28 protein-coding genes are annotated in these 25812 nt (G+C 71.1%); 7 read left to right on the plus strand and 21 right to left on the minus strand.

What is annotated here, in order from left to right; genetic code table 11:
* Positions 1–2 precede the first annotated feature (2 nt).
* From ACSU6L_RS16560 to dacB, 7 genes are all read right to left on the minus strand, one after another.
* On the minus strand, positions 3–881 hold the full coding sequence (locus ACSU6L_RS16560) for a hypothetical protein (RefSeq protein ID WP_437057593.1): 879 nt from the start codon (positions 879–881) through the stop codon (positions 3–5).
* 180 nt (positions 882–1061) lie between these two features.
* Complete coding sequence (gene folE / locus ACSU6L_RS16565) at positions 1062–1667, minus strand: GTP cyclohydrolase I FolE (RefSeq protein WP_437057595.1); 606 nt, start codon at positions 1665–1667, stop codon at positions 1062–1064.
* 146 nt (positions 1668–1813) lie between these two features.
* On the minus strand, positions 1814–3844 hold the full coding sequence (gene ftsH, locus ACSU6L_RS16570; protein ID WP_437064924.1) for an ATP-dependent zinc metalloprotease FtsH: 2031 nt from the start codon (positions 3842–3844) through the stop codon (positions 1814–1816).
* Positions 3845–4027: 183 nt separating this feature from the next.
* Positions 4028–4588 carry a hypoxanthine phosphoribosyltransferase gene (gene hpt / locus ACSU6L_RS16575; protein ID WP_031115895.1) on the minus strand — a complete coding sequence of 187 codons (561 nt, stop codon included), beginning with the start codon at positions 4586–4588 and terminating at the stop codon, positions 4028–4030.
* 50 nt (positions 4589–4638) lie between these two features.
* A complete protein-coding gene (gene tilS / locus ACSU6L_RS16580; protein ID WP_437057597.1) occupies positions 4639–5658 on the minus strand; it encodes a tRNA lysidine(34) synthetase TilS in 1020 nt (339 codons plus the stop codon).
* A 192-nt stretch (positions 5659–5850) separates the two neighbouring features.
* Positions 5851–6981: a zinc-dependent metalloprotease gene (locus ACSU6L_RS16585; protein WP_437057599.1), complete on the minus strand. Its 1131-nt coding sequence runs from the start codon at positions 6979–6981 to the stop codon at positions 5851–5853.
* A 101-nt stretch (positions 6982–7082) separates the two neighbouring features.
* Positions 7083–8681 carry a D-alanyl-D-alanine carboxypeptidase/D-alanyl-D-alanine endopeptidase gene (gene dacB, locus ACSU6L_RS16590; RefSeq protein WP_437057601.1) on the minus strand — a complete coding sequence of 533 codons (1599 nt, stop codon included), beginning with the start codon at positions 8679–8681 and terminating at the stop codon, positions 7083–7085.
* 85 nt (positions 8682–8766) lie between these two features.
* Between dacB and ACSU6L_RS16595 the strand changes: the two genes are divergently transcribed.
* On the plus strand, positions 8767–9258 hold the full coding sequence (locus tag ACSU6L_RS16595) for an inorganic diphosphatase (RefSeq protein ID WP_029381130.1): 492 nt from the start codon (positions 8767–8769) through the stop codon (positions 9256–9258).
* A gap of 117 nt (positions 9259–9375) precedes the next feature.
* Positions 9376–11004 (plus strand): threonine/serine ThrE exporter family protein, encoded by a 1629-nt coding sequence (locus ACSU6L_RS16600; protein ID WP_437057603.1) that lies wholly within the window; start codon positions 9376–9378, stop codon positions 11002–11004.
* A 45-nt stretch (positions 11005–11049) separates the two neighbouring features.
* On the opposite strand, the gene ACSU6L_RS16605 is transcribed toward ACSU6L_RS16600, so the two are convergent.
* From ACSU6L_RS16605 to ACSU6L_RS16640, 8 genes are all read right to left on the minus strand, one after another.
* The gene (locus ACSU6L_RS16605) at positions 11050–12024 is read right to left on the minus strand and encodes a DedA family protein (protein WP_437057605.1); all 975 of its coding nucleotides are present in this window, start codon (positions 12022–12024) and stop codon (positions 11050–11052) included.
* Between the two features lie 164 nt (positions 12025–12188).
* Positions 12189–12950 (minus strand): MerR family transcriptional regulator, encoded by a 762-nt coding sequence (locus ACSU6L_RS16610; RefSeq protein ID WP_437057607.1) that lies wholly within the window; start codon positions 12948–12950, stop codon positions 12189–12191.
* Between the two features lie 82 nt (positions 12951–13032).
* The gene (locus tag ACSU6L_RS16615; RefSeq protein WP_437057608.1) at positions 13033–13794 is read right to left on the minus strand and encodes an ABC transporter permease; all 762 of its coding nucleotides are present in this window, start codon (positions 13792–13794) and stop codon (positions 13033–13035) included.
* Entirely contained in the window at positions 13791–14747 is a 957-nt protein-coding gene (locus tag ACSU6L_RS16620) for an ATP-binding cassette domain-containing protein (protein WP_437057610.1), read from the minus strand. The genes ACSU6L_RS16615 and ACSU6L_RS16620 overlap by 4 nt, the downstream gene beginning before the upstream one ends.
* A gap of 98 nt (positions 14748–14845) precedes the next feature.
* Positions 14846–15487, minus strand: a complete 642-nt coding sequence (locus ACSU6L_RS16625; protein WP_437057612.1) for a PadR family transcriptional regulator — start codon at positions 15485–15487, stop codon at positions 14846–14848.
* Between the two features lie 10 nt (positions 15488–15497).
* Positions 15498–16049 (minus strand): DinB family protein, encoded by a 552-nt coding sequence (locus ACSU6L_RS16630; protein WP_437057614.1) that lies wholly within the window; start codon positions 16047–16049, stop codon positions 15498–15500.
* Between the two features lie 100 nt (positions 16050–16149).
* The gene (locus ACSU6L_RS16635) at positions 16150–17610 is read right to left on the minus strand and encodes an aldehyde dehydrogenase family protein (protein ID WP_437057616.1); all 1461 of its coding nucleotides are present in this window, start codon (positions 17608–17610) and stop codon (positions 16150–16152) included.
* Between the two features lie 92 nt (positions 17611–17702).
* On the minus strand, positions 17703–18527 hold the full coding sequence (locus ACSU6L_RS16640; RefSeq protein ID WP_437064926.1) for a helix-turn-helix domain-containing protein: 825 nt from the start codon (positions 18525–18527) through the stop codon (positions 17703–17705).
* A gap of 363 nt (positions 18528–18890) precedes the next feature.
* On the opposite strand from ACSU6L_RS16640, the gene ACSU6L_RS16645 reads away from it, so the two are divergent.
* Complete coding sequence (locus ACSU6L_RS16645) at positions 18891–19364, plus strand: ATP-binding protein (protein WP_437057618.1); 474 nt, start codon at positions 18891–18893, stop codon at positions 19362–19364.
* An 89-nt stretch (positions 19365–19453) separates the two neighbouring features.
* Here ACSU6L_RS16645 and ACSU6L_RS16650 read toward each other — a convergent pair whose 3' ends face one another.
* The 5 genes from ACSU6L_RS16650 to rpmG all read right to left on the minus strand — a co-directional run bounded on the left by ACSU6L_RS16650 (position 19454) and on the right by rpmG (position 21794).
* The gene (locus ACSU6L_RS16650; protein ID WP_073943372.1) at positions 19454–19672 is read right to left on the minus strand and encodes a DUF397 domain-containing protein; all 219 of its coding nucleotides are present in this window, start codon (positions 19670–19672) and stop codon (positions 19454–19456) included.
* A 327-nt stretch (positions 19673–19999) separates the two neighbouring features.
* On the minus strand, positions 20000–20233 hold the full coding sequence (rpsR, locus tag ACSU6L_RS16655; RefSeq protein ID WP_073943285.1) for a 30S ribosomal protein S18: 234 nt from the start codon (positions 20231–20233) through the stop codon (positions 20000–20002).
* Between the two features lie 6 nt (positions 20234–20239).
* The gene (locus ACSU6L_RS16660) at positions 20240–21370 is read right to left on the minus strand and encodes a CobW family GTP-binding protein (protein ID WP_437057621.1); all 1131 of its coding nucleotides are present in this window, start codon (positions 21368–21370) and stop codon (positions 20240–20242) included.
* A 4-nt stretch (positions 21371–21374) separates the two neighbouring features.
* Complete coding sequence (locus ACSU6L_RS16665) at positions 21375–21623, minus strand: type B 50S ribosomal protein L31 (RefSeq protein ID WP_437057623.1); 249 nt, start codon at positions 21621–21623, stop codon at positions 21375–21377.
* Between the two features lie 6 nt (positions 21624–21629).
* Positions 21630–21794 carry a 50S ribosomal protein L33 gene (rpmG, locus tag ACSU6L_RS16670; RefSeq protein WP_030573688.1) on the minus strand — a complete coding sequence of 55 codons (165 nt, stop codon included), beginning with the start codon at positions 21792–21794 and terminating at the stop codon, positions 21630–21632.
* 62 nt (positions 21795–21856) lie between these two features.
* Between rpmG and rpmB the strand changes: the two genes are divergently transcribed.
* The 3 genes from rpmB to ACSU6L_RS16685 all read left to right on the plus strand — a co-directional run bounded on the left by rpmB (position 21857) and on the right by ACSU6L_RS16685 (position 22978).
* Positions 21857–22093, plus strand: a complete 237-nt coding sequence (gene rpmB, locus ACSU6L_RS16675; RefSeq protein WP_073943282.1) for a 50S ribosomal protein L28 — start codon at positions 21857–21859, stop codon at positions 22091–22093.
* Positions 22093–22398 carry a 30S ribosomal protein S14 gene (gene rpsN / locus ACSU6L_RS16680; RefSeq protein ID WP_437057625.1) on the plus strand — a complete coding sequence of 102 codons (306 nt, stop codon included), beginning with the start codon at positions 22093–22095 and terminating at the stop codon, positions 22396–22398. Before rpmB ends, rpsN begins: the two co-directional genes overlap by 1 nt.
* A gap of 115 nt (positions 22399–22513) precedes the next feature.
* On the plus strand, positions 22514–22978 hold the full coding sequence (locus tag ACSU6L_RS16685) for a hypothetical protein (protein WP_437057627.1): 465 nt from the start codon (positions 22514–22516) through the stop codon (positions 22976–22978).
* 26 nt (positions 22979–23004) lie between these two features.
* Here the strand turns inward: ACSU6L_RS16685 and ACSU6L_RS16690 are convergent, their stop codons facing one another.
* Positions 23005–25152, minus strand: a complete 2148-nt coding sequence (locus ACSU6L_RS16690) for an FUSC family protein (RefSeq protein WP_437057629.1) — start codon at positions 25150–25152, stop codon at positions 23005–23007.
* A 114-nt stretch (positions 25153–25266) separates the two neighbouring features.
* Here ACSU6L_RS16690 and ACSU6L_RS16695 point away from each other — a divergent pair, with 114 nt between their 5' ends.
* Positions 25267–25812, plus strand: a complete 546-nt coding sequence (locus ACSU6L_RS16695; RefSeq protein ID WP_437057631.1) for a DUF4232 domain-containing protein — start codon at positions 25267–25269, stop codon at positions 25810–25812.

The raw sequence follows: 25812 nt of genomic DNA on the forward strand, positions 1-25812 counted from the left end.
CCTCACCAGGGCTGCCGAGCAAGGTGCCCGTTGACCAGAAAGCCGGGGTGCGGGTCAAGGCGGTAGCTGTAGAGGGTGAACGGCTTAGCTCCCTCGGCCCGGCGCAGCCGTACGTCGCGTACTTCGACCCAGGTGGACCCGACGAGGTCGAGGCGGTGCTGTTCAAGCGTGAAGGTGCCCCGCGACGGCCAACTGTCCGCGATGACGAGATGCGACGCCACGTCGACTCTCGGAGTGAACCTGGCACCGACGACACGGGCGAGTTCCGCGAGGAAAGGCACATTGGCGCTGACGAGCACCCGCGCCGGCCAGGTCGTGATCCGGCAGCCGTCTCCGTCTGTGTATCCGTCGAGGAAGCCGTCGAACGTCTCCCTGTCGCGCAGGACGACGCGGGGGAACCTCTGCCGCATATGGTGCGCGTCCCCGCCCACGTACTGCCGCATCAGGTCCGCCAGGTAAGACGAGACGACCCGCACCCGGAAGCCGGGGGCGGGTCGTTGCAGGTAGCCGGAGGGACGCGTGATCGATTCCAGCCGAGCCTCCAGGCCCGTCGAGGCAGTCAGGCACCTCGCATAGCGCTCGGCGAACCCTTGGTCGTTGACGACCAGGGACACGTAGTTCTTGCCGACTGTGCCGTCCGAGCACGTCGCCCCGATCAGGTAACCGAACTCGTAGCCGGGTGTAATGGTGAGCCGTTCCCGGCACAGCTTCCGTGCGTGCGTCCATGCGAGAACCGCTCCCTCGGCGTCCCTCGCATGAGTCCATCCGTCAGGCGTACCCAGCATCTGATCCGCCGCGACTGTGAATGCCACATGGTCGGTGACCACATCCACGATCTCGCGGACCTTGACGGTCGCCACCTCCGTGACCGAGGTCTGCACCGTCCGATTGCCGTCCAGCGTCCACAGACGGCACCCGACTCGCACACTGCGCGCCTGAAGACGTCCGCCGACACCGTTCACTGTCTGCTTGCTGGGCAGCCCGTACCCCACCCTGATCCCCCTGGATCAGCGAACAACTCGGCTGATCCGAGACCGTACAGGACACCACTGACAATTGGACTACCGCGCCATGATCAGGCTCATCGCCTCATTACGCGTGGCGGGATCGCGCAGTTGGCCGCGCACTGCCGACGTGATGGTCTTCGCCCCCGGCTTTCGCACGCCCCGCATCGACATGCACATGTGCTCGCATTCGAGGACGACGATCACTCCGCGCGGCTCGAGGATCTGCATCAGGGAGTCGGCAACCTGCGTTGTGAGTCGTTCCTGCACCTGCGGGCGGCGGGCGTAGACGTCCACGAGCCGGGCAAGCTTCGAAAGCCCGGTGATTTTGCCTTCAATAGACGGAATGTACCCAACATGGGCAACTCCTGCGAATGGCACCAGGTGATGTTCACAGCAAGATCGAACTTCGATGTCCTTCACGAGCACCATCTCGTCGTGCCCCAGGTCGAACGTAGTCGTCAGGACATCCTCGGGCTTCTGCCACAGCCCGGCGAATATCTCCCTGTAAGCCCGCGCCACCCGCGCCGGCGTCTCCCTCAGCCCCTCGCGGTCCGGGTCCTCGCCGACCGCGATCAGGAGCTCGCGTACGGCGTTCTCGGCGCGCTTCTCGTCGAACTCGCCGATGGTGCCCTCGCCGTCCAGCGTCACGGGGTCGGTCATGTGTGGTGCCTCGTTCCTGTGTGTCGTGCGTGCCTGGCAGCCCGAGAATGGCGGAAAGCCGCGCCCCCCAGGCTAGAACCAGGGGGGCGCGGCATCCATTCCGGGCCTGGTGAGGCCGCCGCCAGGGGCAGCCACCGGTGTCCGGGTCAGCTGTCGGAGCGGTCCTCCTGGACCGGGTCCGGGGCGGACTCCGTGGCCGTGGACTTCGCGGTGAGCGACGCTGTCGCGCCGTTCGCGCCGTTCGTCAGTGCCAGCTCCTTGGGGGAGAGCACCGGCGGGCGGGTCGACGGAGTGCGCCGCGAGGAGCCGGTCCACGCGGGCCGCGGCGGGCGCTTGACGATCGGGGCGAAGATCTCGGCGATCTCCTCCTTGCCCAGGGTCTCCTTCTCCAGGAGGGCCAGGACCAGGTTGTCGAGCACGTCGCGGTTCTCGACCAGGATCTCCCACGCCTCGTTGTGCGCGGTCTCGATGAGCTTCTTGACCTCTTCGTCGACCAGCGCCGCGACCTCCTCGGAGTAGTCACGCTGGTGCGCCATCTCGCGTCCGAGGAACGGCTCGGTGTTGTCGCCGCCGAACTTGATCGCGCCCAGGCGCTCCGTCATGCCGTACTGCGTGACCATCGCGCGGGCCAGGTTGGTGGCCTTCTCGATGTCGTTGGCGGCACCGGTGGTCGGGTCGTGGAAGACCAGTTCCTCGGCCGCGCGGCCGCCCAGCATGTAGGCCAGCTGGTCGAGCATCTCGTTGCGCGTGGTCGAGTACTTGTCCTCGTCCGGGAGCACCATCGTGTAGCCGAGGGCGCGGCCGCGGGACAGGATCGTGATCTTGTGGACCGGGTCGGAGTTCGGGGAGGCCGCCGCGACCAGGGCGTGTCCGCCCTCGTGGTACGCGGTGATCTTCTTCTCCTTGTCCGACATGATCCGGGTCCGCTTCTGCGGGCCCGCCACGACGCGGTCGATGGCCTCGTCGAGCATCTTGTTGTCGATGAGCTTCTGGTCGCTGCGGGCCGTCAGCAGGGCGGCCTCGTTGAGCACGTTCGCCAGGTCGGCACCGGTCATGCCGGGCGTGCGGCGGGCGACGGCCGACAGGTCGACGTCCGGGGCGACCGGCTTCCCCTTCTGGTGGACCTTGAGGATCTCCAGACGGCCCTGCATGTCGGGGCGGTCGACGGCGATCTGGCGGTCGAAACGGCCGGGACGCAGCAGCGCCGGGTCGAGGATGTCCGGGCGGTTCGTGGCGGCGATCAGGATGACGCCGCCCTTGACGTCGAAGCCGTCCATCTCGACGAGCAGCTGGTTCAGGGTCTGCTCGCGCTCGTCGTGACCGCCGCCGAGGCCGGCGCCGCGGTGGCGGCCGACCGCGTCGATCTCGTCGACGAAGACGATCGCCGGGGCGTTCGCCTTGGCCTGCTCGAACAGGTCACGGACCCGGGAGGCACCGACACCGACGAACATCTCGACGAAGTCGGAACCGGAGATCGAGTAGAACGGCACGCCGGCCTCGCCCGCGACGGCACGCGCGAGCAGGGTCTTGCCGGTACCGGGAGGGCCGTAGAGCAGGACGCCCTTGGGGATCTTCGCCCCGACGGCCTGGAACTTCGCCGGCTCCTGCAGGAACTCCTTGATCTCGTGCAGCTCCTCGACGGCCTCGTCGGAGCCCGCGACGTCCGCGAAGGTCGTCTTGGGGGTGTCCTTGGTGATGAGCTTGGCCTTCGACTTGCCGAAGTTCATCACCCGGGAGCCGCCGCCCTGCATCTGGTTCATCAGGAACAGGAAGACGACGACGATGAGGACGAAGGGGAGCAGGGAGAGCAGGATGCCGACGAACGGGTTCTGCTTCGACGGCGAGACGGTGTAACCGTCCGGGATCTGCTTCTCCTGGTACTTGTTCTGCAGCGTGTTGGCGATGTCCACGCCCTGGTCGCCGATGTAGCTCGCCTGGATCTTCGAGCTGTCCTCGACCTTCACGCCGTCCTTGAGCTGGACCTTGATGATCTGCTCGTCGCCGGTGGTGAGCTTGGCCGACTCGACCTTGTTCTCATTGATCGCCTGGACGACCTGGCCGGTGTCCACCGTCTTGTAGCCGCCGGACGAGCCGACGACCTGCATCAACACGACCACGGCAAGGACGGCCAGCACGATCCACATGACCGGCCCACGGAAGTATCGCTTCACGTCCATCCATACGGAGCGGTGCCGCCCCGTCCCTCCTGCCATAGTGAGTTTGATAAGACAGTTCTTCTGACGGTACCCCAGCATTGTCGCCCGAAGCCGCGCAGTAGGGCTGGCAATCCCGTCTGCATGCTTCAACGGCGCGAGTCCCGCCGGGGTTCCCGCTCCCCCTACGAGGGCCGCTCCACTGGCTCAGCCGCCGTAGACGTGGGGCGCGAGCGTACCGACGAACGGCAGGTTGCGGTACTTCTCGGCGTAGTCCAGGCCGTAGCCGACGACGAACTCGTTGGGAATGTCGAAGCCGACCCACTCGACGTCGATGGCGACCTTGGCGGCCTCGGGCTTGCGCAGCAGCGTGCACACCTTGAGCGAGGCGGGCTCGCGGGAGCCGAGGTTGGAGATCAGCCAGGACAGGGTCAGGCCGGAGTCGATGATGTCCTCGACGATGAGGACGTGCTTGCCCTTGATGTCGGTGTCGAGGTCCTTGAGGATCCGCACGACGCCGGAGGACTGGGTGCCCGCGCCGTAGGAGGACACGGCCATCCAGTCCATGGTGACGGGGGTGGACAGCGCCCGAGCGAGGTCGGCCATGACCATCACCGCGCCCTTGAGGACGCCGACGATCAGCAGGTCCTTGCCCGCGTACTCCGCGTCGATCTTCGCGGCCAGCTCTGCCAGCTTGGCGTCGATCTCTTCCTTGGTGATGAGTACCTGCTGGAGGTCGGCACCCATGTCTTTCGCGTCCACCCGCATCACTTTCGGTCGTCCCACCGGCTGCCCGCCCCCGGAAGGGGGGCCGGGATTCAGCCTTGCCGAATCACCAGTCTGCCACCCTGCCGCTGGGCGACGACTCTGCCGGGGAGGTTGATGGCCCCCTGACCACGCCAGCCGGTGATCAGCCGGTCGACTTCCTCGATGTGGCGGGCGAAGAGGGAACCGGCCGGGGCACCGGCCTCGATGGCGGCGCGGCGCAGGATCCTGCGGCGTACGGCGGGCGGCAGGGCGTAGAGCTTGGCGCACTCCAGCAGGCCCGCGGCGTCGCGGACGGTGGCCTCGGCCTGGCTGGCCCAGGCGTCGAGGGCGTCGGCGTCGTCGCGGGAGAGCTGGGCCGTGCGGGCGAGGGCTTCGACGACGCCCTTGCCGAGGGCCTTCTCCAGAGCGGGCAGGCCCTCGTGGCGCAGCCGGGAGCGGGTGTAGGCCGGGTCGGCGTTGTGCGGGTCGTCCCAGACGGGCAGCGACTGGACCATGCAGGCCTTGCGGGCGGTCTGCCGGTCGAGCTCCAGGAAGGGGCGCCGGTAACGGCCGCCGGCCCCCGAGACCGCGGCCATTCCGGACAGGGAGCGGATGCCGGAGCCGCGGGCGAGTCCGAGCAGCACGGTCTCGGCCTGGTCGTCGCGGGTGTGGCCGAGCAGGATCGCGGCGGCGCCGTGGCGTTCGGCGGCGGCGTCCAGGGCGGCGTACCGGGCGTCGCGGGCGGCGGCCTCCGGTCCGCCGTCACGGCCGACGGTCACGGCGGTGGACTCGACCGGGTCGAGGCCGAGGCCGCGCAGGCGCAGGACGACTTCCTCGGCGCGCAGGTCGGAGCCGGGCTGCAGCCCGTGGTCGACGGTGACGCCGCCCGCACGGATGCCGAGCTTGGGGGCCTCGAAGGCGAGGGCGGAGGCGAGCGCCATGGAGTCGGCGCCGCCGGAGCACGCCACGAGGACGAGCAGCGGGGGCGTCGGCTCGTCGGTGATGGCGTCGGGGGTGTGGTCGTTGAGGAGGTCGTGGAGGACGCGGCGCACCGCCAGGCGTATCGCCGCGACCGCAGGATGGGGACCCATGTCCGGTTCCCTTCATGAAGTTTTCGGGGGGTGAGCCCGAGACGGTCACTCAGAGTGTGTAGATGGTGACAGAACCGGGCCGTTCCCCGAGCATTGCACGCCTGTGCACGGCTCACGCTCCCTCGGACGGGTGATTGGAGGGGCGTTCGCCTGCCGTCGGCCGGATTCGGTTCACGACGTCTCACCCCGATGTCATGTTTCGCTACGGCGGTGCACCCTCGCGATCCAGTCCGCCGGTTTGGCGATCTCCGACTTGGTGGGGAGGGTGTTCGGCGAGGTCCACACGCGGTTGAAGCCGTCGACGCCGACCTCGTCGACGACGGCCCGGACGAAGCGCTCGCCGTCCCGGTACTGCCGCAGCTTGGCGTCCAGCCCGAGCAGCTTGCGCAGGGCGAGATCCAGACGGGATGCGCCCTTCGCGCGGCGCTGCTGGAACTTCTCGCGGATCTCCGCGACGGACGGGACGACGTCGGGCCCCACGCCGTCCATGACGAAGTCGGCGTGGCCCTCCAGCAGGGACATCACGGCGGTGAGGCGGCCCAGAATCTCCCGCTGGGCGGGCGTCTGCACCAGTTCGACGAGGGACCTGCCGCCGTCGTCCTCCTCGCCCTCGGGCCGGCCCCCGGCCAGCGTCTGGGCGGCCTCCCGGACGCGTTCCAGAACGGTCATGGGGTCGACGTCGGTCTCCGCCAAGAACGACTGGATTTCGCCCTCGAGGTGGTCGCGGAGCCAGGGCACCGCGGTGAACTGCGTGCGGTGGGTCTCCTCGTGCAGGCACACCCACAGCCGGAAGTCGTGGGGCTCCACGTCGAGTTCGCGCTCCACGTGGACGATGTTCGGGGCGACGAGCAGCAGCCGGCCGCCGCCGTTCGCGCCGGCCGGGAGGTCGCGGGTGGCGGGTGCGAAGGTCTCGTACTGGCCGAGAACGCGGGAGGCCAGGAAGGACAGCAGCATGCCCAGCTCCACGCCGGTGACCTTGCCGCCGACGGCGCCGAGGACCGCGTTGCCGGCGCCGGTGCCGCGGCGCTCCTGCATCTTCTCCAGCAGCGGTTTGAGGATCTCCCGGAAGCCGGCGACGTTCGCGCGGACCCAGCCGGGGCGGTCGACGACGAGGACGGGCGTGTCGTGGGTCTCCTCGGTGCCCATACGAGTGAAGCCCCGGACGTGTTCCTCCGAGGCTTTGGCATGCCGGCGCAGCTCCGCGACGACGGCGCGGGCCTCGTCGCGGCTCACCTCGGGGCCCGGCCGCACGAGCCGGGTCGCGGTCGCCACCGCGAGATTCCAGTCGACCATGCCGGATGCCGTGCCACCGATGCTCGTCATGTGTCAACCGTACGTGAGGGGTCCCCGCGGGGGCAGGGCGTGCGAGGGGGCGACGGGTCCCGCGGGCGGCTGCGCGGGGCGGCGGTGCCGGTGGCCGGTTCTCAGCCGCAGCCGCATGCCGCCAGTGCCGTTGCCGTGCGGTCCAGGGCCGTCTGGGCGGCGGCCGGGTTCGTCGTGTCCGAGGCGAGGAGCGCGAAGGCGAGGACTCGGCCGTCGGCGTTGACGACGGTGCCGGCGAGGGTGTTGACGCCGGTGAGGGTGCCGGTCTTGGCACGTACGACGCCGGCCGCGCCGTCGCCGTAGCGGCTCGTCAGAGTGCCGGTGAAGCCGGCGACGGGGAGGCCGGTGAGGGTGGGGCGCAGGTCGGGCCGGTCGGGGTCGGCGGCCTTGGCGAGGAGGGCGGTGAGGAGGCCGGCGGTGAGCTTGTCCCCGCGGTCGAGACCGCTGCCGTCCTTGATGACGACGCCCTTCGTCGGCACTCCCAGCTTCTTCAGCTGCGCCTCGATCGCGCGGCCCGCCCCGTCGAAGTCGGCGCTCTCGCCCGTCGCGATCGCGGTGTGCCGGGCCAGGGCCTCGGCGATGTCGTTGTCGCTGTTGGTGAGCATCCGCTCGACGAGGGCGGACAGCGGCGGCGAGGCGACGGTGGCGAGGGTGTCCGCGCGGCCGGTGGCCTTGGACGGCCCGGGAGGCGTGGTCTTGATGCCCTCGGCCCGGAGGAAGTCCGCGAAGGCGCGGGTGGCCTCCGCCGCGGGGTCGGCGAAGCGCGGCGCCGGGCCGCTGGTGGAGTCGTCGGTGCGGGCCTCGTCGGCCATCAGGGCGGTGACGCGGGCGAGGTTGTCGTTGACCCCGATGGGGTGAAGATCGGAGCCCGCGTACAGGGTGGTGTCGTACGACAGGGTCACCGCGCGGATGTCCCGCTTCTCCAGTGCGGCGGCGGTCTCGGCGGCGAGGGCGCGCAGACCGGCCCGGCCTTCGGCGTCGCGGTCGGCGGTGAGGGTGGGGTCGCCGCCGCCGACCAGGATCAGCTCCTTGGTGTCGGGTTCGAAGACGGCGCGGGTGGTGAGGCGGTGGTCGGCGCCGAGGGCGGACAGCGCGGCGGCGGCGGTGGCGATCTTGGTGGTGGAGGCCGGGGTCAGCGCCTCCTCGGCGGCGCTGCCGTACAGCCGCTCGCCGGTCGCGATGTCGACGACGGCGGCCGCGCGGCGCCCGCCGAGCGCGGCGTCCTTCAGGAGCGGGTCGAGGGCGGCGGCGAGGGCCTTGGCGTCCGGCGCCGGCCGTCCGCCGCCCGTCGCGCCGCCCAGACCGGTCAGCACGGACGCAGCGCTGGGGGCGGGTCTGGGGCCGCCGGGCGCCGTACCGCCCGCCCCGGACCTGCCGGACGTGCCGTCGTGAGATGCGCCACCCCGCTGTCCGGCGGCAGCGGCGCGATCCCGCTCGGCCGTACGCTGACCCGTGGAGTCCCAGGGGCCCGCGGCGGTCACCACGCAGGCGGCCAGCGCCAGACCGGCGGTGGCGGCACCCGCGGTGTACTGCCAGGTCTTGGCTCGCGTGATCCGTGCGACCTGCGGTGACGCGGCCCGCGCCAGCCGCGCGACCCGCGGCCTCGCGGCCGTGGCGGCACGGGCGAGACGGGGACGTACGGCGTTCGCGACCCGCGTCAGACGCGGCCTCGCGGCTCGCCAAGGCCTCAGCTCGGGCACGACGACCAGCCCCTTTCGCGATCACACACCTGCGTGAGGGACACTTAATCACCAGAACTGTGTGTTGATCATGGAGGAGCCACCGGTGGAGTTCGACGTCACGATCGAGATCCCGAAGGGTTCGCGCAACAAGTACGAGGTGGACCACGAGACCGGTCGGATCCGCCTGGACCGCCGCCTGTTCACGTCGACCGCGTACCCGACGGACTACGGCTTCGTCGAGAACACCCTCGGCGAGGACGGCGACCCGCTGGACGCGCTGGTCATCCTGGACGAGCCGACCTTCCCGGGCTGCCTCATCCGCTGCCGCGCGATCGGCATGTTCCGTATGACCGACGAGGCCGGCGGCGACGACAAGCTGCTGTGCGTCCCGGCGACGGACCCGCGTGTGGAGCACCTGCGCGACATTCACCACGTGTCCGAGTTCGACCGCCTGGAGATCCAGCACTTCTTCGAGGTGTACAAGGACCTGGAGCCCGGCAAGTCCGTCGAGGGCGCCAACTGGGTGGGCCGCACCGACGCCGAGGCCGAGATCGAGCGGTCGTACAAGCGCTTCAAGGAGCAGGGCGGTCACTGACCTCCCGTGCCTGCCGGAACGGGCCGTACGCGCTTGCGTGCGGCCCGTTCGGCATGGGTGCGCGGATACTGCGCATACTGAGGGCACCGGAGGTGTCGTACAGGGAGCGCTACGCAGGTGACGGACGCGGAGGACCGCAAGCCGCAGTCGGACGAGGCGAGGATGGCCTTCACGCCGCCCGCCGGTGTCGAGGTCGGGGAGAGCGAGTCGGAGACCACCTCCGAGTTCGCCCTGCCCGTCGGGCTGGACGTCCCGCAGCCGCCGGGCGCGGAGCCCGAGGGGTCGGCGTTCAGCACACCGAGCGCCTACAGCGCGCGGGAGGCGCCGCCCGCGTTCACGCCGCCGAACGGGATACCGGCGGTCAGTCTCACCAAGGACGCGCCGTGGCAGGACCGGATGCGCACCATGCTGCGCATGCCGGTGACCGAGCGGCCCGCGCCGGAGCCGGTGCACAAGGCGGAGGAGGGCGGCCCGGCCGTCCCCCGCGTGCTCGACCTGACGCTGCGTATCGGCGAGCTGCTGCTGGCGGGCGGTGAGGGCGCGGAGGACGTCGAGGCGGCGATGTTCGCGGTGTGCCGCTCGTACGGGCTGGACCGGTGCGAACCGAACGTCACCTTCACCCTGCTGTCGATCTCGTACCAGCCGTCGCTGGTGGACGATCCGGTGTCGGCGGCGCGGACCGTACGGCGGCGCGGGACGGACTACACGCGGCTCGCGGCCGTCTTCCAGCTGGTGGACGACCTCAGCGACCCGGAGACGCACATCTCGCTGGAGGAGGCCTACCGGCGGCTCGCGGAGATCCGCCGCAACCGGCACCCGTATCCGACCTGGGTGCTGACCTCGGCGAGCGGGCTGCTCGCGGGCGCGGCCTCGGTGCTGGTCGGCGGCGATCTGATCGTGTTCGTCGCGGCCGCGCTGGGCGCGATGCTCGGGGACCGGCTGGCGTGGCTGTGCGCGGGGCGCGGGCTGCCGGAGTTCTACCAGTTCACGGCCGCCGCGATGCCGCCGGGCGCGATCGGGGTGGCGCTGACCGTCGCCCACGTGGACGTGAAGGCGTCCGCCGTGATCACCGGTGGGCTGTTCGCGCTGCTGCCCGGACGGGCGCTGGTGGCGGGCGTGCAGGACGGGCTGACCGGGTTCTACATCACCGCGGCGGCGCGCCTGCTGGAGGTCATGTACTTCTTCGTCGGCATCGTCGTCGGCGTGCTGGTGGTGCTGTACTTCGGCGTCCAGCTGGGGGCGCAGCTGAATCCCGAGGCGGCGCTGGGCAGCAACGAGCAGCCGGTGGTGCAGATCATCGCGTCGATGCTGCTGTCACTGACGTTCGCCGTGCTCCTGCAGCAGGAACGATCCACCGTGCTCGCCGTCACGCTCAACGGTGGTGTGGCGTGGGTGGTGTACGGCGCCATGCACTACGCCGGTGACCTGTCGCCGGTCGCCTCGACGGCGGTGGCGGCGGGGCTGGTCGGGCTGTTCGGGCAGCTGATGTCGCGGTACCGGTACGCGTCGGCGCTGCCCTACACCACTGCGGCGATCGGCCCGCTGCTGCCGGGTTCCGCGACGTACTTCGGACTGCTGGCGTTCGCGCAGAACGACGTCGACGGCGGGCTGACGTCGCTGAGCAAGGCGGCGGCGCTGGCCATGGCGATCGCCATCGGGGTGAATCTCGGTTCGGAGATGTCGCGGCTGTTCCTGCGGGGCGCGGGGCGCGGGCGGAAGGCCGCCAAGCGGACTCGCGGGTTCTGAGCACCCGCGCGGCCCGCGCCGCCCACGTCCCCGGCCGGGGTCGGCTCAGTAGCCCTGGTTCTGGTTGTCGTACGGGTACTGCTGCCGCGGGTACTGCTGGTTTCCGTACGGCTGCTGGTTTCCGTACGGCTGCTGGTTTCCGTACGGCTGCTGGTTCTCGTAGCCGCCCTGGCCATAACCGTTCTGGTCGTAACCGTACTGCTGCTGGTCATGGCCGTACTGCTGCTGGTCATGGCCGTACTGCTGCTGGTCGTAGCCGTACTGCTGCTGATTCTGCGGCGGGTAGGGCTGCTGCTGCTCGGCCGGCGGGACCCGGCGGAGCTGGGTGGTGGCGTCGTCCATCACCGGGTACGAGGGCTGCTGCCGGCCCTGCGGCTCCGGTTGCTGCTGCGGGGCGTTCTTGCTCTTCGAGCGGGCGCGCCAGAACTCGATGATGATCGGCACGACGGAGATCAGGACGATCAGGATCAGGATCGCTTCGATGTTCTTCTTGACGAAGTCGATGCCGCCCAGCCAGGAGCCGAGCAGGGTGACGCCCGCGCCCCACAGGACGCCGCCGACGATGTTGAAGATCAGGAAGGAGCGGTACCGCATGCCGCTGACGCCGGCGATGATCGGCGTGAAGGTGCGGACGATGGGCACGAAGCGGGCCAGGACCAGGGACTTCGGGCCGTACTTCTCGAAGAACTCGTGGGCCTTGGTGACGTTCTCCTGCTTGAAGAGGCGGGAGTCGGGACGGGTGAAGAGCGAGGGTCCGACCTTCTTGCCGAACATGTAGCCCGCCTGGTCGCCGAGGATCGCGGCGAGGCAGATCAGGACGATGGCCGCCCACAGGGGGAAGTCCAGCTCCCCCGAGGTGATCAGCAGGCCCGCGGTGAACAGCAGCGAGTCACCGGGCAGGAAGAAGCCGATGAGCAGGCCGGACTCGGCGAAGACGATGAGGAGAAGACCCCAGATCCCGAAGGTGTCGAGCAGGTAGTTCGGATCCAGCCAGCTGGGTCCGAGAGCAAGCGTCGTCACGGTTCCGGGCTCCTGAGGGGTGAGGGAAGTACGGCGTCCGGTTCGGCCGGACAAAGCTATCAACGCGCTCTGCCCGGCCCAGGTTCCACCGGAGTCCTCAGGATGCCCTGTGTGCCCGCTGGGACAAAGCCGTGGGCCCGGGGTACGGCCCCCGGGCCCACGGATCAGCAGGAGTGCCGGGCCGCGTTCGCGACGATCGCGTCCCTCAGGTGCTCGGCGAGGCCGGGGCGCATCGCGTCGTAGAACGCCTTGAAGCGCTCGTCGGAGACGTACATCTCACCCAGGCCCTGGTGCATCTCGTAGCCGCACTCGTAGAACCAGCCGCAGATGTGCCGGCGGTGCTCCTCGGCCATCTCCATGGCGCGCTCGCCGGCCGGCGGCTCGCCCTGGGCCATCAGGGCGGCGTAGCGCTCGCTCCAGTCGGCCACCTCGGCCTGCATCCGCTGCCAGTCCTGCTTGGTGTAGCCCGCGGCGCGGCGCTGCGACTCGGCGTAGGCCTCCGTGCCGCCCCAGCGGACCTCCGCCTCCTCCGCGTACTGCTCCGGGTCCTTGTCCCCGAAGACCTCGAACCGCTCCTCGGGCGTGAGGTCGATGCCCATCTCGCGTGCCTCCATGGCGTGCTCCACGGCCGCCGCCATCTTCCGCAGCCTCTCGATCCGGGCGGTCAGCAGCTCGTGCTGCCGGCGCAGGTGGGCCCGCGGGTCCGCGTCCGGGTCGTCGAGCAGGACGGCGACCTCGTCGAGCGGGAAGCCGAGCTCGCGGTAGAACAGGATCTGCTGCAGCCGGTCGAGGTCGGCGTCGCTGTAGCGCCGGTGTCCCGCACGGCTGCGCTCGCCGGGTGCGAGCAGGCCGATGTCGTCGTAGTGGTGCAGCGTGCGCACCGTGACTCCGGCGAAACCGGCGACCTGTCCCACGGAGTAGCTCACTTCTTCCGCTCCCTTCTGTGACGCCCTCCACGGTGCGCCCTCACGTCACGTGAGGTGCAAGCCGCTTTCCTCGGGCCCGCCGCTACTCGCTCAGCCGCCCGAACCTCCGTACCGCCAGCGGGAAGAACACCGCGAGCAGACCCACCGGCCAGGCCACCGCCGCCCAGAGGTGGCCCGCGTCGACCGTCCCGCCCGCGCACAGCTCGCGTACCGCGGTCGCCGTGTGGGACAGGGGGTTCCACTCCACGACCGTGCCCAGCCAGCCGGGCATGGAGTCCGGGGTGGCGAGCACGTTGGAGAGGAAGCCGATCGGCCAGACGAGGATCTGGACGGCCTGGACCATCTCCGGCCGGCCGGCGAGCAGGCCGAGGTGGATGCCGATCCACAGCATGGCGAACCGGAACAGCAGAAGCAGTCCGACCGCCGCCCCGAAGTCGGCGAGGCCGCCGTGCACCCGCCAACCGACGGCGTGGCCCACACCCGTCAGCACGGCCAGCACCAGGGCCGACTGGAGCATGTCGGCGGCGGACCGGCCCACCAGTACGGCTCCGTCGGTCATCGGCATGGACCGGAACCGGTCGATCACCCCCTTGTTCATGTCCTGTGTGACGGCGATCATCGTGCCCTCCAGGCCGAAGGCCATGGTGAGGGCGAGCATGCCGGGGACCAGGTAGTCCACGTACGGCCCGCTGACGCCCCGGCCGCCGCCGATGAGGTAGCCGAACATCAGCATCAGCATCACGGGGAACACCAGGTTCACCATGACCTGCACCGGTTGCCGCGCCCAGTGGGCGAGTTCGCGGCGGGTCATCGTCCAGGAGTCGGTCAGGGCGTAGGTGCTCACACGGCCTCCTTCTCGCGGCGCTCGCCGCCGGTGAGGTGCAGGAAGACCTCGTCGAGCGTGGGCCGCCGCAGCGCGATGTCCTCGGCTTCGATGCCGGCCTCCTCCAGCGCGCGTACGACGCCGGTGAGGGCCGTCATGCGGTCGGTGACCGGGGCGCTGAGCAGCCGCCGGTCGGCGTCGACGCGGACGGCGTCCTCCGGCGCGGGCAACAGGGCGGCAGCCGCACCGAGCCGGTCCGCGTCGCGCAGGACGACGTCGATGCGGTCGCCGCCGAGGGCGGACTTCAGCTCGTCGGGTGTGCCGTCGGCGACGACCCGGCCGGAGTCGACCACCGAGACGCGGTCGGCGAGCTGGTCGGCCTCCTCCAGGTACTGGGTGGTGAGCAGGACCGTCGTGCCGCCGCCGACCAGGGAGCGGACCGCGGCCCAGACCTCGGCGCGGCCGCGCGGGTCGAGGCCGGTGGTGGGCTCGTCCAGGAAGAGCACGTCGGGGTCGGTGACGAGCGACGCGGCGAGGTCGAGGCGGCGGCGCATACCGCCGCTGTACCGCTTGACCGGCTTGCGCCCGGTGCCGGTGAGGTCGAAGCGCGCCAGCAGTTCGTCGGCGCGTGCCCGCGCGCGGCGGGCGCCCAGGTGGTGGAGGCGGCCGAACATCTCCAGGTTCTGGCGGCCGTCCAGTTCCTCGTCGACGGCCGCGTGCTGGCCGAGCAGACCGATGCGGAGGCGGACCTCGCGCGCCTGGGTCACCACGTCGTGTCCGGCGACCTCGATCCGGCCCGCGTCCGGCCGCAGCAGCGTCGACAGGACGCGTACCAGGGTCGTCTTCCCGGCGCCGTTGGGGCCCAGTACGCCCTGGACCGTGCCTCGCGGGACGACGAGGTCGAGTCCGTCCAGCGCCTTCTTGTCCCCGTATGCCTTGCGTGCGCCGTCCACGGCGATCGCCGTATGGGTCACAGGCCACCCGCTTTCTAGCTAGTCAACCTTGACTAGGTCGGAAACGTAATGCCCGCCCACTCATTCGTCAAACTTGATTAGTCCATCCTTTCCAGCCGTCAGCCGGCGTCCTCGGGGTGCCGCTCCCCCGTCGCGTACGGGTTGTCCTGCCCGTCGGCGAGGACGCCGACGAAGGAGGCGCCCTCTCCGTCGAAGGTGTAGGCCCCGCCCTCGATCCGCTCGATCAGCCCACGCGTCCAGTCGGCCTCAGCGTCGGCCGTGTGGAGCCACAGGTTCATGATCTCGCCGATGTGGCCCAGCTGGCCGGGGCCGTTCTCGGGCACGTAGTGCTCGGTGACGGCGCCGCGCCATTCCTCGATGCGGCGGATGCGCTCCTTCAGCAGGGCCACCGCCTCGGCGCGCGGCAGGTCGACCATGAAGCCGATGGCCGCGGACTTGATGTCCATCTTCTGGTCGTAGTTGGTGAGCGCCTCGCGGACCATGCCGAGGTACTCCTCCACACCGAGGTCGGTGATCTCGTACTCGGTGCGGGGCGGGCCGCCCGCGGTGGAGGGGGCGATCTCGTGCGCGTGCAACAGCCCTTGCTTCGCCATCTGCTTCAGCGCGTGGTAGATCGAGCCGGGCTTGGCGTTGGACCACTCGTGCGCGCCCCAGTACTCCAGGTCGTTGCGCACCTGGTAGCCGTGAGCCCGTCCGTGCTGGCGGACGGCGCCCAGCACCAGGAGTCGGATCGCTGACATGCGGTCCAGATTAGGGCGTGTCGCCGCTCCCGTTTCCGGCGAGGGCGACCAGCTCGAAGGCCGTCCTGCCATCCAGCGACTCGCGGATGATGTCCGCGTGGCCCGCGTGGCGGGCGGTCTCCCGGATGAGATGGAGGCACAGCCAGCGCATCGAGACGGTCCTCTCCGGGAACCACGGCTCGTCGGGGAGCTCGAAGGTGTCGTCCAGGCTGGGCACCGCGCGGACGAACGCCTCCGTCTCGGCGGCGACCCGCTCCCAGTACGCCAGCTGCGAGGCGACGCTCTCGTCGCCGACGAGGCGGAAGGTCTCCTGCCAGTTGGTCTCGTCCCGCTTGACCGCCGGCGGCTCGCCCTTGGCCCGCGCGACCCAGCTCTGCTCCACCTCGGCGACATGCTTCACCAGCCCGGCGAGGCTCAGCTCGCTGACGCTGGGCGTGCTCGACGCCTGCTCGTCCGTGAGTCCCAGCACCGCCCGCCGGATGCCGCCGCGCTGCTCCGCCAGGAAGGAGAGCAGCGCGCCGCGCTCGTCGCCGGGGGCCTCCGCGCGCACGTGGGTGACCATGTCGACCGCCTTTCATCGGGGGGCTTTCGCCTGACACCGATGACGGTAGGAGGGATCGCGGTCAATTGCTGTCCTAAAGGCGGGGCGGCCCGGAAATCCCTCAGAAGGGGAACCCGCTCCGGCCGTGCTGCACCGAGATCCACTTCAGGGTCGTGAAGGCGTCCAGGGTCGACTCCCCGTTCAGACGGCCGACGCCCGAGTGCTTCTCGCCGCCGAAGGGGACGAGGGGCTCGTCGTGGACGGTGCCGTCGTTGACGTGGAACATGCCGGTGTCGACGCGCCGGGCGAAGCGGACGCCGCGTTCGACGTCGCCGGTGTGGACCGCGCCGCTGAGGCCGTACGGGGTGTCGTTGACCAGGCGTACGGCCTCCTCCTCGCCGTCGAAGGGGATGAGGAAGGCGACCGGGCCGAAGATCTCCTGGTGCAGCAGCGGGGAGCCGGCGGGCACGTCGGTGAGGACGGACGGCTCGACGAGGTTGTCCCGGACGGCGCCGCGCAGCAGCGCCGTGGCGCCGTCCGCGACCGCCTGCTCGACGGCGCCGGAGACGGACTCGGCCTGGGAGGCGTTGATGACCGGGCCGATGACGGTCTCCGGGTCGCGCGGATCGCCCGCCTTCAGGGACTTCACCTTGGCGACGAACTTCTCGGTGAACTCGCCGGCGATCGAGCGGTCCACGAGGACGCGGTTGGCGGCCATGCAGACCTGGCCCTGGTGGACGTAGCGGGAGAAGACGGCCGCGTCGACGGCGTAGTCGACGTCGGCGTCGTCGAGGACCACCAGCGCGCTGTTGCCGCCGAGTTCGAGGATCGCCTGCTTGAACTGCCCGGCGCAGACCGTGGCGACATGGCGGCCCACCTTGTCGGAGCCGGTGAAGGAGATGACCTTCGGCACCGGGTGCTCGATGAAGGCGTCGCCTATCTCGGCGATGTCGGTGACGACCACGTTCAGCACACCGGCCGGCAGGCCCGCGTCCTCGAAGAGCTTCGCGACGAGGGTGCCGCCGAGGACCGGGGTGTCCTGGTGCGGCTTGAGGACGACGGCGTTGCCGAGGGCCAGGGCGGGCGCGACGGACTTCAGGGACAGCAGGAAGGGGAAGTTGAAGGGGCTGATGACGCCGACGACGCCGACCGGGACGCGGTAGAGGCGGTTCTCCTTGCCGGGGTCGGGCGAGGGGATCAGCCGGTCCTCACGGCGCGTCGCCAGGGCGGCCGCCTCGCGCAGGAACTCCTTGGCCAGGTGCAGTTCGAAGGCGGCCTTCACTCGGGTGCCGCCCAGTTCGGCGACGATCGCCTCGGCGATCTCCGCCTCGCGCTCCTCGACCAGGCGCAGCGTCTTCTCCAGCACCGCGCGGCGGGCGAAGGCGCCCGCGCGGTCCCACTCCGGCTGGACGCGGGCGGCGGCGCGGTAGGCCTGATCTATCTCGTCGGCCGTGGCTATGGTGATCGAGGCCAGCTTCTCGCCGTCGTACGGATTGAAGTCGATGATGTCCCAGGAGCCGGTGCCCGGACGCCACTCGCCGTCGATGTACTGCTGAGCCAGGTCGGTGAAGTAGGACGACATGTGATCCCTCAATCCCTGCCGCAGAAGCAGACGGACAGATGTGTCTGATCGCCCGTCATCCTACTGGCCGGTTTGCCAACTTGGCCCTGGAGTCAGGAGAGTTGGAGGAGACCCCTGAGGAGATCGCGGCTCTCCGCCGGTCCCGGGCTGTCGCGCTGCAGCTCCTTCAGGGCGCCCTCGTACTGGGCGACGTCCTCGTGCTTGTCCAGGTAGAGGGCGCTGGTCAGCTGCTCGAGGTAGACCACGTCCGAGAGGTCGGACTCGGGGAAGCTGAGGATGGTGAAGGCGCCGCTCTCGCCGGAGTGCCCGCCGAAGCCGAACGGCATGATCTGCAGCCGGACGTTGGGCCGCTCGGAGATCTCGATGAGGTGCTGGAGCTGGCCGCGCATCACCTCGCGGTCGCCGTAGGGGCGGCGCAGGGCGGCCTCGTCCAGGACGATGTGGAAGTCGGGGGCGTTCTCCGCGACGAGGTGCTTCTGCCGCTCCAGGCGCAGCGCCACGCGGCGTTCGACGTCGGCCTCGCTCGCGCCCTTCATGCCGCGCCGCACCACCGCGCGGGCGTACTCCTCGGTCTGCAGCAGGCCGTGCACGAACTGCACCTCGTAGACGCGGATCAGCGACGCGGCGCCCTCCAGGCCGACGTAGGTCGGGAACCAGCTGGGCAGCACGTCGGAGTAGCTGTGCCACCAGCCGGCGACGTTGGCCTCGCGGGCGAGCGAGACGAGCGAGTTGCGCTCGGTCTCGTCCGTGATGCCGTACAGCGTCAGCAGGTCCTCGACGTCCCTCGTCTTGAAGCTCACCCGGCCCAGCTCCATCCGGCTGATCTTCGACTCGGACGCGCGGATGTGGTAGCCCGCCGCCTCGCGGGTGATGCCACGCGCCTCGCGCAGCCGCCTGAGTTGCGAGCCGAGCAGCATGCGCCGCACCACCGATCCGGGCTCTCCCGCGCTCACGTTCGCCAGCCTCCCCAACCGTCTTAGGGCCCGCAGTCTGCCACTAAATCACTCCGAGCTGTACTCGTCCGATTACACAGACGGAAAGAAGCCAAAGATTCCGGGCAGGCGCGCGCAGCCGGACGACCGGGAGGCGACCGGCGGACGACGAGAAGATGGCGGAAAAATTGGCCAAGAAGCGGTACGGGAGGGTCGATTTCGGTCACGTGCACGTGCATCTGCCCTTGCATCTGCTCTGCGCATCCGAAACCATGGTCCCGCGCCACCGCTGCATCGCAACGACCGCGAATTCCGGGAGTGCCCCGCATGGCAACGAATGGATCGACCATGCTCGAGCCGTTACGGCAGGGCCTTCCCCCGCTCGATCCCGCGGCCGTCTCCAGCGCCGCCTCCTGCGCCCTCCCCGCCCGCTACGAAGCGGTGGGTGACGCACGCCGGTTCACCCGCGGCACCCTCGACCAGTGGGGTCTCGGCGAACGGTTCGACGACGTCTGTCTGGTCGTCTCGGAACTCGTCACCAACGCCCTGCGGCACGCCCTGCCGGACACCGCGCGGGCATCGGACCAGGACCCGCAGGTACGGCTGCACCTGATGCGCTGGACCGACCGGCTGGTGTGCGCGGTGCGCGACCCGAGCAACGACAGCCCGGTAGCCCGTGAGGCGGACGACTTCTCGGCGGAGTCCGGCCGCGGGCTGTTCCTCGTGGACTCCTTCTGCGACAGCTGGGGCTGGCACCCGCTGGCCGGCACGCTCAGCGGCAAGGTGGTCTGGGCGCTGTTCCGGCTGCAGCCCGCCGAGTGACGAACCGCGGCACGCGCGCGTGCCGCGGTTCTACGCGCGTCATGGCTAAAAGCGGGGCCCGTTTCCGGAAATTCCGGCAGACCCGGTCCTCAGCCCGCCACCAGGTGATCGAACTCGCCGTCCTTCACCCCGAGCAGCATGGCCTCGATCTCCGCCCGGGTGTACACGAGCGCGGGCCCGTCTGGGAAGTTGGAATTCCGTACGGCCACCCGTCCGCCCGGCAACCGGGCGAACTCCACACACGAGCCCTGCGAGTTGCTGTGCCGACTCTTCTGCCAGGCCACACCGCGCAGCTCGGTGGCGGCCATGCCGTTGTACACGTCGTGGTCCACAGGTCGCTCCCCGGTGGTGCACTGGCTGTCTGGCCATAGGTGCAGTGGTCAACTGTGCCGGATCATAACCTTCTTCATCTGCAGTTGCATGAGCAGATGCACGTGCACGCGGGGTGTTCCCGTGACTACAACTTTGCCCCCGCTTTACCGGAGTGGTGCCGGTACTAGGAACAGACGCTCGCCAACAGCTTTGTGTTCCATTGAACTTCCGCGAACTTCCTTATTTCCCAAGAGATTTGACACGAACGCCGACGAGCCCCGCCTCCGGTGAGGCGGGGCTCGTCGCGCGGGGCCGGCGGGGCGTCAGCGACCGGCGTACGGCAGCAGGGCCATCTCGCGGGCGTTCTTGATCGCGCGGGCCAGCTGCCGCTGCTGCTGCGAACCGACCCGGGTGACGCGGCGGCTGCGGATCTTGCCGCGGTCGGAGACGAACTTCCGCAGCAGATCGGTGTCCTTGTAGTCGACGTACGTCACCCCCGCCTCGTCCAGGGGATTCGGCCGGTTCTTGGCGGGCTTGCGGTCGGGCTTGCGGGGCATGCGGGTTCAGACCTCCAGGAGGGTGTCGAAGGCGGGCGGCAGCCGCTTCCAGGCGTCCCGCCCGGCGGCGTACTCGGCGTCGGTCAGCAGACAGGACTCCAGCAGCCGCCGCAGGTTGTCGCGGTCGAGGCCGGGCGAGGTGAAGACCAGGTGCTGGCAGCAGTCGCCGTGCTCGGGGTGCCAGTCGAGCGCGGCGGCGGCGCGGCGTATCGGCGGCAGCATCTCCCAGGCCGCGTCGGGCAGCGAGGCGAGCCACGGGCCGGCGCTCTCCACGCACAGCGCGCCGCCCGCCGCGTCCCAGTGCAGCAGGGTGTCCGGCCTGTCGGCGAGCCAGAACCGGCCCCGGCTGCGGGCGGCGGCGCAGGTCAGGTCCTCCAGCGCCTGGTAGAGCCGCTCCGGGTGGAACGGGCGGCGCCGATGCCAGACGAAGGTGGTCACGCCGTGCGCGTCGGCCTCGGCGGGCAGCAGCGCGCACGCCGGGTGCTGGGCGGCGGCGGCCGCCTCGACGTCGAAACCGGCGAGTGCGGCGCCCGCCAGATCGCCGTGGCCGATCGCGATCCGGCGGGCGGTCGGGTGCAGCTGCGCCAGCAGCTCGCGGTCCTCGTCGTCGGCCTCCTCGGAGTCGGCGACGGCGAGGACGGGGGCGTACTCCAGCTGGCGGGCGAAGGTGTCGGCGACGGTCCGCTGGTCGGTGGCGGCCGCGGCGAGCCCGGCCTCGGCGAGGTCGTCGCCGTTGCCGAGGTACGGCAGCAGCAGCGCCGGGTCGACGGCGGTGAGTACGCCGGTGACGGTGAGGCCGCCTGCGGTGACGACCTCGGCCATGGCCTTCGGTTCGACGGAGTCCCACAGCTCGACGACCGCGAGCCGGGTGTCCCCGGCGTCGGCGAGGCGCCGCAGCTCGGGCACCAGGTCCTCGCGCAGGGCACAGCACGCGCAGTCGTTGACCAGCGGGGCCTCACCGGCGTCCCGGATGCCGTCGGCGTCCCGGACGGTGCGGACGACGGTGCCGGCCGCGGCCGTCGTCAGGTCGTGGTGGAGGGCGACGCTGCCGGGGACGTCGGCGAGCAGCCGTGCGACGGCCGCCTTGCGGGCGTCGGAGTGCAGCCCGCCGACGATCACGACGGAGAGGTCGGACACGGTGTCAGCTCCGCTTCCCGTACCGGCGCTCGAAGCGCTCGACGCGGCCGGCGGTGTCCAGGACGCGGGCCGTGCCCGTGTAGAAGGGGTGGCTGACGTGGGAGATCTCGACGTCGACGACCGGGTAGGTGTTGCCGTCCTCCCACTCGATCGTCCTGTCGCTCGTCATGGTCGAGCGGGTCAGGAAGGCGTAGTCGGCGGCGCGGTCGCGGAAGACGACGGGGCCGTAGTCGGGGTGGATTCCCTGGCGCACGGCTGCTCAGCGCTCCTCTCGGAAGTCGACGTGCCGGCCGGCGACCGGGTCGTACTTGCGCAGGGTCATACGGTCCGGGTCGTTACGGCGGTTCTTGCGGGTGACGTAGGTGTAGCCGGTGCCGGCGGTGGACCGGAGCTTGATGACCGGGCGGAGTTCGTTGCGTGCCATGCTGCTATGTTACTGAAAATGAATTCCATTACGAACTCGATCGAGGAGAGGTGCGTCACCCCGTGTCCGCCCACTGCATGCTGACCGGCACCCGGCCCGGCTTCGGCAACCGCGTCTCGCACTCCCACCGGCGCACCCCGCGCCGCTTCGACCCCAACGTCCAGTCCAAGCGGTACTGGCTGCCGAGCGAGAACCGATACGTCCGGCTGCGGCTGAGCACCAAGGGGATCAAGACCGTCGACACGATCGGGATCGAGGCCGCCGTGGCCCGGATCCGCGCGCGGGGGGTGCGGGTCTGATGGCGAAGAAGAGCAAGATCGCGAAGAACGCGAAACGGCAGGAGACCGTCGCGCGGTACGCCGCGCGGCGCGCCGAACTGAAGGAGATCATCCGCCGGCCATCCACCACCGACGCGGAACGGCGTGCCTCGCAGGCCGAGTTGCGCGCGCAGCCACGAGACGCGAGCGCCACGCGCGTGCGCAACCGGGACCAGGTGGACGGGCGCCCGCGCGGCTACCTCCGGGCGTTCGGACTGTCGCGGGTGTCGCTGCGGGAGCAGGCGCACGCGGGGTACCTGCCGGGGGTCCGGAAGTCCTCCTGGTAGTACCTACTTCCTGGTAGCTTGCTGCGGTCGTACCGTCCGACCTGATCCCTGGGGGCTCGCAGTGACTTCGGCGACGTACGCGCGCGGGGCGCGCGGGCGGACACGGATCTCGGCCATGGCCGCGGCCGCGGGGCTGGGCGGCGTGCTGCTGCTGAGCGCGTGCAGTGACGACGGCGGCACCGAGGAGGCGGTCACGCCCACCTCCTCGGCGTCCGACCCCGCCTCGCCGTCCGCCTCCGCCCCCGAGAGCGCGAGGCCGTCCGGCGCCGGACGCGCGGAGCTGCAGGGCAGCTGGCTCGCCACCACCGGCGGACAGGCCGTGGCCCTCGTGATCACCGGTGACGACGCCGGGCTGTTCGCCAGCAGGGGCGCGGTGTGCAGCGGGCAGGTCGGCGAGGCGTCCGGAGAGCCGACGATCCGGCTGCGCTGCGGCGGCGGGGACGAGGAGCGGGGCACCGGGACGGTCGACTCCGCCACGGCGACCAGGCTGGAGGTGACCTGGGAGGGCACGGTGGGCGCCGAGACGTACACGAAGGCGGAGGGCGGCAAGCTGCCGTCGGGGTTGCCCACGACGCCGTAGCGCCTGCCGGCGGTTGGCGGGGCCGGTCAGCCGACTGCTTTCCGGTTGCCGTCCAGGGCGTCGGACAGCTCTGTCAGACAGGCCAGCATCAGGTGGGCCGCCTGACGGACGTAGAGGGCTTCGCCCGCGGGGTCCGTCGGGGTCGGGTCCGGGACAGCGGGCCGCTCCGGTTTGGGCGGCGGGTTCGTCCAGGACGGGTCTTCGAGGGTCGCCCGTACGGTGTCCCAGTCGGGGACGCGGCGGTCGCGCACCGCCTTCGCGCCGTGGGCCGTGGCCTTGCGCAAGGCGTCGGCGAGACGGGCGGCGGGTGGGAGCGGCGGGGCCGCGTGGTCCGGGAGGTGGGCCTCCAGGAGCATCGCCACGCGGCCCATCTGGGTCAGCGCCTCCTCGGCGTCGTCCGCCGTGGCCCGGGACAGACCACGATGGCGTACGGGTTCGCTCTCCGCGCGGGCGACCGCCGCGTGCCAGGCGGCACGGGCCGCGCGGGCGGTGAGCAGGGCCTCCCGGATGTCGTCGGCGGAGGTGTTCGCGGGGTCCGCGTGGTGGCGCAGGACCGCGGCGGCGTACCCGCCCTGGGCGGCCAGCCACTCGGCGAGACGGGTGCGCAGGCGCGGTGTCTCCCACGCCGGGTAGACGGCGTACGAGAGCATCGCCAGCAGTCCGCCCAGCAGGGTGAGCAGGACGCGTTCGGGCCCGGTCCGGGTCCACTGCTCGCCCGCCATGCCGAGCAGGAAGACGACGTACGCCCCGATGCAGGCCTGCGCGGCGAACTGGCCCATGCGCATCACGAGGTACAGCAGGGCGGCGCTGACCACGGCGAGCGCGGCGGACAGCCAGACACCGGGGTGGGTGAGCTGCACGATGGCGGTGGCGACGGCCACGCCGAGGACCGTGCCGGCCAGGCGGGCCACCGCGCGGCTGTACGTCTGGGAGAAGTCCGGGCGCATGACCATGACCGCGGTGAGGGGCGCCCAGTAGCCGTGGCCCAGGGGGAGGGCGGTGCCGAGGAGGTAGCCGGTGGTGGCGACCGCGGTGACCCGGACGGCGTGCCGGGTGATCGGCGAGTCGTGGCGCAGCCGCAGTTCGTCGCGCATCGACCGCAGTACGACGGGGACGAGGCGCGGGAGGGTGGGGCGCGGCAGATGGGGGGCCGGTTCGGGTGCGGGACTCGCGCGTCCGCCCCTTCGGGGCTCCGCTTCCGCCGTCTCCACCACGTCCGCCAGCAGGCGGGCCAGCCGGGTGGCCGCGCGCTGCGGCGGGCCGGTGAGGATCGAGCCGGTGTCGGGGGTGCGCAGGGCGGCCGTGGCGGGAGCGGGGAGGGTGACGGGCGTGCCGTGGCGGACGGCGTGGGCGGCGGCGTCGAGGACGGTGGCCGCGGCGGCGAGGAGTTCGCGGACCCGGTCGCGGGCGCGGCCCTCCGGCGGGACGCCGAGCGCCGGGTCGGCCAGGGAGGCGAGGACCGGGCGGATCCGCTCGGCGAGGCCGCGGGTGCCGTGCAGTTCGGCGGGGCGGCGGCGGGCCTGGCGCGGGGTGACGGCGGCGGCGTCGCGGGCCTCCATCAGCGGGAGCGGGTCGAAGGGGGCGACCGGGTCGTGGCGCAGGCGGCGGGCGTAGTCGGCCTCGGCGGCCAGGGCGTCGGCGAGCGCGTCGCGGTGCGGGCCCCAGCGGCGTATCGGGAACAGGACGATGAGCGCCGCCTGCACGGCTCCGCCGGCGATCATCATCACGGCGTGCGCGGCCGCCTGGGCGACGGAGGTCGGCAGGGTGACCGTCACCAGCATCATCGCCACGTTGGAGGAGGCGATCAGGCCGGTCGTGGGGCCCGCGGCCCAGCTCAGGCCGGCGGCGAAGGTCCAGACGGCGAGCAGGGCGAGGAACAGGGCCAGGTGCGGGATGGTCAGGTAGCCGAGGAAGGTGGAGACGGCGAGGCTGGTGCCGGAGGCCAGCGCCAGCTCCGGGCGTGGCCGCCAGCTGCGCTGGAAGGTGGCGATCGCCGCCTGCAGCGCCCCGAACGCCGAGCTGGCCGCCGCCTCCGGGCCGAGCGCCCACAGACTCACCCCGATGGTGATCGCCAGCCCGACCGCGCCGCGCAGCGCGATCAGCGGCTCCAACGGCTTGCGTTGCACGACGAGCCCCGAGCGCGCGGTCTGTCTCAGCGCCCGGAACCAGCTCATTCCGTCAGCGTACGGGACATAAAGGGCGGGTTGTCGGTGGGGTGGCCGCACGGCGAGCGCACCGCCGTGGGTGATGATCTCTCCGGCACCGTCACCGTCCCAGGGAGTCCGCTCATGCGCGCCAAGTCGTTCACCGCCACCACCGGCGCCGTCGTCGGCGCGCTCGCCGCCGCGCTCGTGCTGTCCGGGTGCGGCGGGGAAGCGGAGGAGAGCCGGGGACAGGAGACGGGCGGCGGCGGTGTCTGCGCCGGTGCGGACATCGGTGTCGAGTACGGACCGGTGGACGCGGCGCCGGCCGCCGGGGACACCGGCAATGTGACCGTGACGCTCACCAACCGGGCGGGCGCCCCGTGCACGCTGGACGGCTTCCCCGCGGTCGAGTTGGCGGCCGGGGACACCTCCGTCGCCGTGCGGCCGGACGACGCCGCGTCGGCGCGGAAGCTGACCCTCGCGGAGGGCGGCACCGCGCTGTTCACGCTCACGTACACGCGCGGAGAAGCCGGCGGGGAGCGGTCCCTGGCGGTGCGGACGGTGAAGGTCGGCCTGCCGGACGACACGGTGACGCACGACCTCCCGTGGTCGTACGGCGAGGTCGCGCTGAAGGGCGAGGCGGAGGCGGAGGCCTCGGTCGGCCCGTTCCAGCAGCCCGTCGGGGACTGA

This window comes from Streptomyces sp. enrichment culture (assembly GCF_964272855.1).
GTDB lineage: Bacteria > Actinomycetota > Actinomycetes > Streptomycetales > Streptomycetaceae > Streptomyces.